The sequence below is a fragment of the Dietzia cercidiphylli genome (genome assembly GCF_014145145.1).
GTDB classification, from domain to species: domain Bacteria; phylum Actinomycetota; class Actinomycetes; order Mycobacteriales; family Mycobacteriaceae; genus Dietzia; species Dietzia natronolimnaea.
The window spans coordinates 1-7,727 of the sequence record NZ_JAALEA010000038.1; the positions used below are offsets into that span (position 1 = coordinate 1).

General features: G+C 70.5%; 6 protein-coding genes and 1 pseudogene. 3 read left to right on the forward strand and 4 right to left on the reverse strand.

What is annotated here, in order from left to right:
* Positions 1-723, forward strand: a 723-nt coding sequence (locus tag G6028_RS02020) for a molybdopterin molybdotransferase MoeA (RefSeq protein WP_182657890.1), incomplete at its 5' end; no start/stop codon positions are given.
* Positions 724-827: 104 nt separating this feature from the next.
* Here G6028_RS02020 and G6028_RS02025 read toward each other — a convergent pair.
* The gene (locus G6028_RS02025) at positions 828-983 is read right to left on the reverse strand and encodes a DUF6131 family protein (RefSeq protein ID WP_179524124.1); all 156 of its coding nucleotides are present in this window, start codon (positions 981-983) and stop codon (positions 828-830) included.
* A gap of 341 nt (positions 984-1,324) precedes the next feature.
* On the opposite strand from G6028_RS02025, the gene G6028_RS02030 reads away from it, so the two are divergent.
* On the forward strand, positions 1,325-3,067 hold the full coding sequence (locus G6028_RS02030; protein ID WP_182657891.1) for a sulfatase family protein: 1,743 nt from the start codon (positions 1,325-1,327) through the stop codon (positions 3,065-3,067).
* A 30-nt stretch (positions 3,068-3,097) separates the two neighbouring features.
* Here G6028_RS02030 and G6028_RS02035 read toward each other — a convergent pair whose 3' ends face one another.
* Both G6028_RS02035 and G6028_RS02040 read right to left on the reverse strand, forming a co-directional pair.
* Complete coding sequence (locus G6028_RS02035; protein WP_182657892.1) at positions 3,098-3,802, reverse strand: TenA family protein; 705 nt, start codon at positions 3,800-3,802, stop codon at positions 3,098-3,100.
* A gap of 83 nt (positions 3,803-3,885) precedes the next feature.
* Positions 3,886-4,953, reverse strand: coding sequence for an AraC family transcriptional regulator (locus tag G6028_RS02040; protein WP_182657893.1), 1,068 nt, complete (start codon positions 4,951-4,953; stop codon positions 3,886-3,888).
* A 102-nt stretch (positions 4,954-5,055) separates the two neighbouring features.
* Here G6028_RS02040 and G6028_RS02045 point away from each other — a divergent pair, with 102 nt between their 5' ends.
* Complete coding sequence (locus tag G6028_RS02045) at positions 5,056-7,368, forward strand: fatty acid desaturase (RefSeq protein ID WP_182657894.1); 2,313 nt, start codon at positions 5,056-5,058, stop codon at positions 7,366-7,368.
* Between the two features lie 172 nt (positions 7,369-7,540).
* Here G6028_RS02045 and G6028_RS02050 read toward each other — a convergent pair.
* Positions 7,541-7,727: pseudogene (locus G6028_RS02050) on the reverse strand (NADH:flavin oxidoreductase/NADH oxidase); the annotation flags it as partial.

Below are 7,727 nucleotides of genomic sequence, written 5' to 3' on the forward strand. Positions count from 1 at the left end.
CTCGGGGAGTCCGGCCTCGACGTGCGTCCGCGACCGCGGGTCGGCGTGGTGGCCACGGGCGCCGAGCTCGTCGCGCCCGGGCGGCCCCTGGAGCCGGGCCAGATCTGGGAGTCCAATTCGATCACGCTCGCCGCGGCGCTCAAGGCCTGCGGGTGCGAGGTCACCGCGACCGTGATCAGCAGTGACGACCGGGACGACTTCACCGCGGCGCTCGACCATGCCGCCGGGGACGCCGACCTCGTGGTGACCGTCGGGGCGGTGTCCATGGGCGACGCCGAGGTGGTGCGTCAGGTCCTGGCGGACCGCGAGGGGGCCCGCTTCGCCCCGGTCGCCATGCAGCCCGGCGGTCCGCAGGGGCTCTCGTCGTGGCGGGATGTTCCTGTGGTCTGCCTGCCGGGCAATCCGGTGAGCGCTCTCGTGTCGTTCGTGGTGCTGCTGCGTCCGGTCATCCTCGAGGCAGTCGGTCGCGTGCCCGTGCCGACCACCCGGGCCCGGCTCTCCCGCGCGGTCGGCTCCCCCGCCGGGAAGACGCAGTACTTGCGTGGTGCCCTGGCCGCCGAGCCCTCCGGCGGGGACCTGCCCGGCATCCCCACGGTCGACCCGGTCTCCGGCCCGGGCTCGCATCTCGTCGCGTCCATGGCCCGGGCCGATGTACTCATCGAGGTCCCCGCCGACGAGACCTCACTGGCGGCGGGGGACGAGGTGGCCGTCATTCCGCTCTGAGCGGCCACCACCTCTCCACCGCCACCAACGACAAGAGCGTTCCGCACACCCGCCTCCCGGGCGATGTGTGCGGAACGCTCTTGTCGACGGGCCTGGACCCGGGGTCAGAACCAGTGTTTACGTCCACCGACCGCCCGGCCGGCTGCGCCGAGGATGAAGAGGATCACGCCGATCGCCACGAGTACGAGGCCGATCGTCCAGAGGATGGGGATGTCCAAGAGGAATCCGAGGATCAAGAGAATTGCGCCAAGAATGATCATTGGTTCGTCCTTTCACTTTAGTCGGATCAGGATGAACCGAGCGTATATGGGTCGAGCCCGAACCACGACCGATCAGAGCTTCGCAGGCAGGCGAGCACGCTCGTCCGGGCATACGTGGCGGCCTCGGCGTCGGCAAGACCCGCCCGATCCGCACTGCGCAGCTGAATGAGGCGCTATTCTCAGAAAACCTTCACCACAGCGGGCGGTAAGCGCACCCAGCATTCGCGGGATCGCCGCGATCCGAAGCATCCGGCACCACCCCGGTCGACCCCCGGGACCGCCCTCCCAGATCGCCCGCGCGGTCCCCGGGTTGGCTCGGCCGGGTCATCCAGGGGTCCACCATGTCGCAGTCGCCCACCTCGTCGTCGTCCCATTCCACGTCTCCCGCTCCCCCCGGCGCGTCGATCCCCCGCCGCACCTTCCTCGGCGGCACCGGCCTCCTCCTCGCCGCGGGTGCCGCGGGCGCCGCGTTCGGCTCCTCGGCGATCCCGGGCACCACGCCCGCCGCCGGCGCCGCGGTCGGCGAGGGCCGGATCCGCCGGCGACCCAACATCGTCATCATCATGACCGATCAGGAACGGCGGCCGATGTTCTGGCCTGAGGGGTGGGCCGCGCAGAACCTGCCGCAGCGCCAGCGGTTGATCGACACCGGCCTGTCCTTCAATCTCAACGCCTGCAACTCCACGATGTGCTCGCCCAGCCGCAGCACCATGTTCACCGGTGTCTACCCCGCCCAGCACGGCGTCTACCGCACCCTCACCTCGGGCGGGAGCCTGTCGGATGCGGAGCCGCAACTGTCGCCGACCACGCCCAACATGGCCGGGTTGCTCGCCTCGGCCGGGTACGACGTGCACTACCGGGGCAAGTGGCACATGAGCAAGGGAGCGGACGGCCTGGACCCGACTCCCGCCGACGTCGAGTCCTTCGGCTTCCACGGTTGGAGCCCGCCGGAGGCGGGTCAGGACATCAAGCCGGAGAACTTCGGTGGCGGAACCGCGAACAACGACCAGCGCTACGCCGACGAGGCCGTGGGGTTCCTGAACTCGGTGCCGAACGACCCGGATCGGCCGTTCGCACTGGTCGCCAGTTTTGCGAACCCGCACGACATCCTCGCCTATCCGCAGACCTGGGACCTGACGATGCCGGACGGTGGTACCAACTACCTCGATGCGGCACCGGGCTGCTTCCAGATGGGCATCGACCTGCCGCCGACGTTCACCGAGGTGCTGGCGCTCAACCACAAGCCCCGCGCCCAGACCCAGATCAACCTCGCCTCCCAGGTCGGGCTCGGCGCCCTGGTGGGCGAGGAGAAGGCCCGCAACTACGCCAATCTCTACGCGTACATGCAGCAGGTCGTGGACCAGCACATCGGTGCCGTCATCGACGCGGTGGAGAGCAACGACCTGCGGCGGGACACGATCATCATCCAGGTCTCCGACCACGGCGAGATGGCCATGTCCCACGGCGGGATGCGCCAGAAGGTGTTCAACGCCTACGAGGAGACGATGCTGGTGCCGCTCGTGATCAGCAACCCCGGGCTGTTCCCGACCGGGGTGACGACCGATGCCCTGTCGAGTCTCGTGGACCTCATGCCCACCCTCGCGACGATCGCCGAGGTGGCGCCCGAGGTGCGAGCCGGTTTCGGCTTCCGCGGGACCGACCTGTCGCCGATCATCTCCGACGCCGTCGAGAACCCGGGGGCGCCGACCCGAGAGGTGCAGGACGTCGTCCACTACGTCTTCGACGACGACAACATCGGTCAACCCGACGGGCAGACCTCGGTCACCCAGCCGAACCACCTGCGCACGGTCCGGGACCGCACCCGCAAGTTCACGATGTACTTCGATCCGCAGTGGGTCGAGCCCCCGGTGTTCGAGATGTACGACCTCGCGGCGGACCCCCTGGAACTGCGGAACCTCGCGAACCCGTTCGCCCCGCTGCAGTTCCGTGCCGACATGTTCGCCGAGATGCTGCCGGTCCTGCTGGCGCAGATGGCGGAGAAGGGGACCACTCCCGCCGGGATGCCGGCGGACCTGCCGCTTCCGACGGGGCCGATGGGATCGCTCGGCTCGGTGGGGTCCTGAGTGGCGGAGCCACCTTCCGATCTCCGCTGGTCAGCGGCCGACTGTGCTGTCCAGCGCCTGCTGCCAGAAGTCGGCCTCCAGCCTGGTGGCCGTGCGGAACACCTCGGTGAGCTCGTCGAGACGGCGGTCGGTCAGCCCTCCCCCGGACAGCACGTCGAGCTGTGCGATCGCGGCGCGGGACGCGGCGGTGAACTCCGCGCCCGAGTACTCGGCGATCCACTCGCCGTACGGGTGCCCGGCCCGGCCGCGCTCTCCCGTGCCGGGCTCTTCCGTGCTGCCGCGCTCGGTGAGCCGGGGCTGCAGGTGTGCGCCGATCTCGGCGTAACCGATCGTGCACGGCGCCAGTGCCACGTGCAGGTCGAGCAGGTCGCCGACCATGCCGCAGTCGAGTACGTAGCGGGTGTAGGCGACGGTGGCCTGCTTCTCGGCGGCGGCCTCGAGGGTGGCGCGCGGGATTCCCCAGCGTTCGGTCAGCCGCAGATGCAGCTCGGTCTCGGCCAGAATCGCCCCCGTGGCCTGGTGCGCGGCGGTGATGTCGGCCAGCGTGCGGCTCTTGAACGCGGCCAACGCGTTGGCGCGCGCGAACTGCACCAGGAAGTGGAAGTCCTGGATCAGATAGTCGCGGAACACCTCGAGGGGCAACGTCCCGCTCCCGAGCTCCTCGACGAACTCGTGCCGGGTGTAGGCCTCCCACTCGGGGCGGCAGCGATCCTTGAGGGTCTCGAACAGGTTCAACTCAGGTCTCCTGGGGTCGTGGTCGGAAGGCGGCCGATGTCCCCGGAACGGTGCCCGATCCGCATGGCCCGGTCTCCACGACCCTAGTCAACGCTGGTCTCCGCTGAACGCCGTACTCGACTGGGCGGGACGCCCTCCCACCTGGTGAACGTCCGGGTGAAGGTGGCGGTCTCGGAGTACCCGAGCTCGCGTGCCACCTCCGCCACGGGTACACGCAGCGCCAGTAGATCCAGGGCCCGATGATGCCTCACCTCGTCGAGCACCCGCCGGAACGAGGTCCCCTCCGCGGCCAGGCGGCGACGCAGGGTGCGGACATCGACGTGCAGCTCACCGGCCACCTCCGCCATCGACGGCCAACTCAAGCGCTCGTGCTGCAGCCGACTGCGGACCTGCCCCGCCACGCCCACCCGCGCCACCCGGTCGTCGAGCAGGTCGCGGCACTGCCTCTCGAACAGCTTCGCCGTGTTCTCGTCGCCCTGCGGCAGCCGCGCGTCCAGCCGCTCACGGGTGATCACCAGACGGTTCCGCTCCGCGTGTGGCCGGACCTCGTCGGCGGTCAGTCCCCACGCCTCACCGAGGATCACGGCGCTCTCCGGGCCGAGGGTCGTCTCGAGGCCGGTGGTGCCGACGTCGATCTGGGCTCCACGCAGGGCCGCCGCCAACCCCGCCAGGTCGCGTTCCACCACGAAGGCGCGTACATCCGCGGGGATCTCGTCGTCCGCGGCGACCAGGAAGGCCTCCTCCGGGTCGGTCCCGGCGGCGGCATCCTCGTCGAGCGAGAACCGCAGGTGCGTGGGCGAGAGCGCGAGGTACGGGATGGCCCGATCGAGCGCGGCCCGCACGGTGGGACCCGCGAGCATCATGAAGCCGATGACGCCGGTCCGCCCGAGGGTCGAATGCGCGCCGATTCCGGCCCCCAGACCCGGTCGGTCCCCGAGCCGGCCCAGGAGATTGCGGATCACCACGAACTCCTGATGCGCCCAGATCTGCGCGGTCTCGTCGTCGAGATCCAGGGGGTCGAGCCCGGTCCCGGCCAGGCACTCCCTCGTCGTCATCCCGCGTGCGACGCCGCCGTCCACCATGATGCGGATCCCCTCGGTGCCGCGGGGCACCGCCCACACGGGGGACGCGGAGTCCGACGGCGAGGTCATCGCCCGACCGTAGCAACGCACACCGCCGGGTGACCGAAAATGCCAAATGTGCGACCGCCGACGCCCTATCCCCGGCCCTCGTCGGTGGCTACCGTCACATCCATGACTCTCGCCAGCGACAACCGCACGGGTACCGAATCGGCAGGACCGACCGGGCTGGCCGAGGCGATCGGGGAGCTCTACGCGCGGGCCAAGGCCGAGGTGGGCAAGGAGGACCTGGACCACATCCGCCACGTCACCGCCTACGGGCAGGCGATCGACGCCCGCCGCCGCGAGCTGTTGCGCGAGGGGGGTCCGCGCGCGATCCGCCGGGCCACCGCGCTGGAGATGATGTACCGGCTCATGCAGTTCTCCGAGCTGGGCCACAACATCGTCCACGGCAGCTACGACCACCTGCCGGACAACGGCGAGTACCACTCGGACCGCTACGACTGGGACTTCAACGTGGACACCGGCCACTGGAAGACGATGCACCACGCGGGCCACCACCCCAACACCAACATCGTCGGCAAGGACCACGACCTCGGCTACAGCGTCTTCCGCGGCAGCGCGGGCCAGGACTGGTACGGCCACCACCTCGGGCAGGTGGCGTTCATCTCCGCGCTCGCCGCCATGGCCCCGGTCGCGGCACCGTTCTTCCTGGCCAACATCGCGCGCAAGGTCGACCGCCACCCGTTCTTCAGCGCCTACACCCTGCGATCGCCGGCCAGGATCGCCCGCCGGGACGCGCGCCGCCGATTCGTGGACGAGCCCTTCCGCTCCGGATGGAAGCCGCTCCCGACCCTGGTGGCCAACTATTTCGGCGGAGTCGCGGGCTACATGTCCGTGCTGTTCCTGGTGCTCATCGAACACCACGCGGGCGAGCTGGAACTGTTCACCGATCCCGGCCCCGACGAGACCCCCGACCAGTACTACGAGCGGCAGATCCGGGCGACCCGCAACTTCCTGCCGAGCCCGCAGATGGACGAGGCGCTGACCCGCATCCTGGAGGAGGAGGTGCCGTTCGAGAACCGTCCCGACCTGCGGATCTTCTATGGCGGCCTGGACACGCACGTCGAGCACCACCTGTTCCCCGACCTGCCGCCGTCCATGCAGCGCAGGATCGCGCCGGAGGTGCGCGCCATCGCCGCCCGGTACGGGCTGCCGTATCACGAGACCCCGCTGCTGGAGACGGTGCCGCTCATCGCCAAGACGCTCACGGGCCTGTCCGTGCCGTTCGGCGAGCGGGAGTTCGGGCGGCCGGCCGAGTTGCTGCGTGACCCCCTCGCGCTCGGGCGCCGCGTGATCTCGGGCTTCACCTACCGACCCCTGCCCGAGTCCCCGTACCTGGACAAGCCGCGCTTCCACAATGTCCCGGCGAGGGTCCTGTCCGCGACGCCGGTCGCCGGGGGTGACGCGCTCTCCGTGCGCCTGGCCAGGCCGCGTGGGTGGGAGGACGTGGAGTGGGACGCCGGGGCGTACGTGTCGGTACGGGTGGAGGTCGACGACGACGACCACGGCACCGGCACCGGCACCGCCACCGGCCGCGTCGAGTTGGTCCGTCAGTACAGCCTCGTCCGCGACAGCACCGATTCGCGGCTCGACGGATCGGACGCCCTGGAGATCTGCGTCAAGCGGGTCGCAGGGGGTCGGGTCTCCGCCCGCGTGAACGACACGCTGAAGGCGGGGCGCTACCTCACGCTGGTCGGCGTGCCGCAGTCGTCGGGAGACTTCGCGATGGACTCCCCGGCCACCCCGTCACTGCTCATCGCCGGTGGGGTGGGCATCACGCCGATCATCAGCCTGCTGCGCCGCATCGCCCGCGAAGCCGGGGCCGGGGCCGACGCGACCCTGCTCTACTTCAACCGAGACGAGCGCTCGCTGATCTACGAGGCCGAGCTCCGCCGACTGGCCCGCGACTCGGGCATCACGCTGCACCTGTTCACCGACGCCCCGTCCGAGCGCGACGGCCTGACCACCGGACGCTTGGGCCCCGAGCTGCTGCGGAGTCTGGTCCCGGACGCCGCCGAGCGCGAGACCTACGTGTGCGCGCCGGCCGCCATGATCGATCTGGCCCGCGGGTGGCTGCGGGACCTCGGGCAACCGGCCGAGCGCTTCCACGCCGAGTCGTTCACCGCCCCCGAACTCGAGCGACCGGCGGACGACGGCAGCCGCTACACCGTGCGCTTCCGTCGCAGCGGGACCTCGGTCGAGATCGACGGGGCCACGACCCTCCTCGAGGCGGCGGGCCGGGCGGGCATCTCCGTCCCGACCGGATGCGAACGCGGACTGTGCAAGGCGTGCGTGACCGGCAAGCTCAGCGGAACCACGCGCGCGGAGTCCCGGGCGGCCGCGGGTGCGACCGACGCCGTCGTGCAGGAGCGGATCACCGTGTGCACGTCCATGGCCAGCTCGGACATCGAGCTGGACCTCTAGCTCCCGCCCCGGCGGGCCCGTCGCGTTCCCCGGTGGATCCATCGCGTTCCCCGGTGGATCCATCGAGAAGGACGTTCCGCGCATTTCTACTCGGCGGATGTGCGCGGAACGCTCTTCCGGATTCTGGCGTCTGGACTCTGGCGTCTGGATTCTGGCGTCTAGGCTCCGGGGCTCACCATTTGCCGCGCGTGTACTGCGGCGGGTACGGCGCATCGCGCCAGTTCACACCGAGCTCGGCGGCCGCGCGCTGGGGCCAGGCGGGCTCGCGCAGTCCGGCGCGGCCCAGGAATACGACGTCCGCGCGCCCGTCGACCAGCACCTGCTCGGCGAACTCCGGGTCGCTGATGAGGCCGACCGCG

What these genes read in the sequence shown, in the direction of transcription:
- G6028_RS02025 (WP_179524124.1), bottom strand. Translation starts at nt 983, where the DNA reads ATGATCATTCTTGGCGCAATTCTCTTGATCCTCGGATTCCTCTTGGAC.
- G6028_RS02030 (WP_182657891.1), top strand. Translation starts at nt 1,325, where the DNA reads ATGTCGCAGTCGCCCACCTCGTCGTCGTCCCATTCCACGTCTCCCGCT.
- G6028_RS02040 (WP_182657893.1), bottom strand. Translation starts at nt 4,953, where the DNA reads ATGACCTCGCCGTCGGACTCCGCGTCCCCCGTGTGGGCGGTGCCCCGC.
- G6028_RS02045 (WP_182657894.1), top strand. Translation starts at nt 5,056, where the DNA reads ATGACTCTCGCCAGCGACAACCGCACGGGTACCGAATCGGCAGGACCG.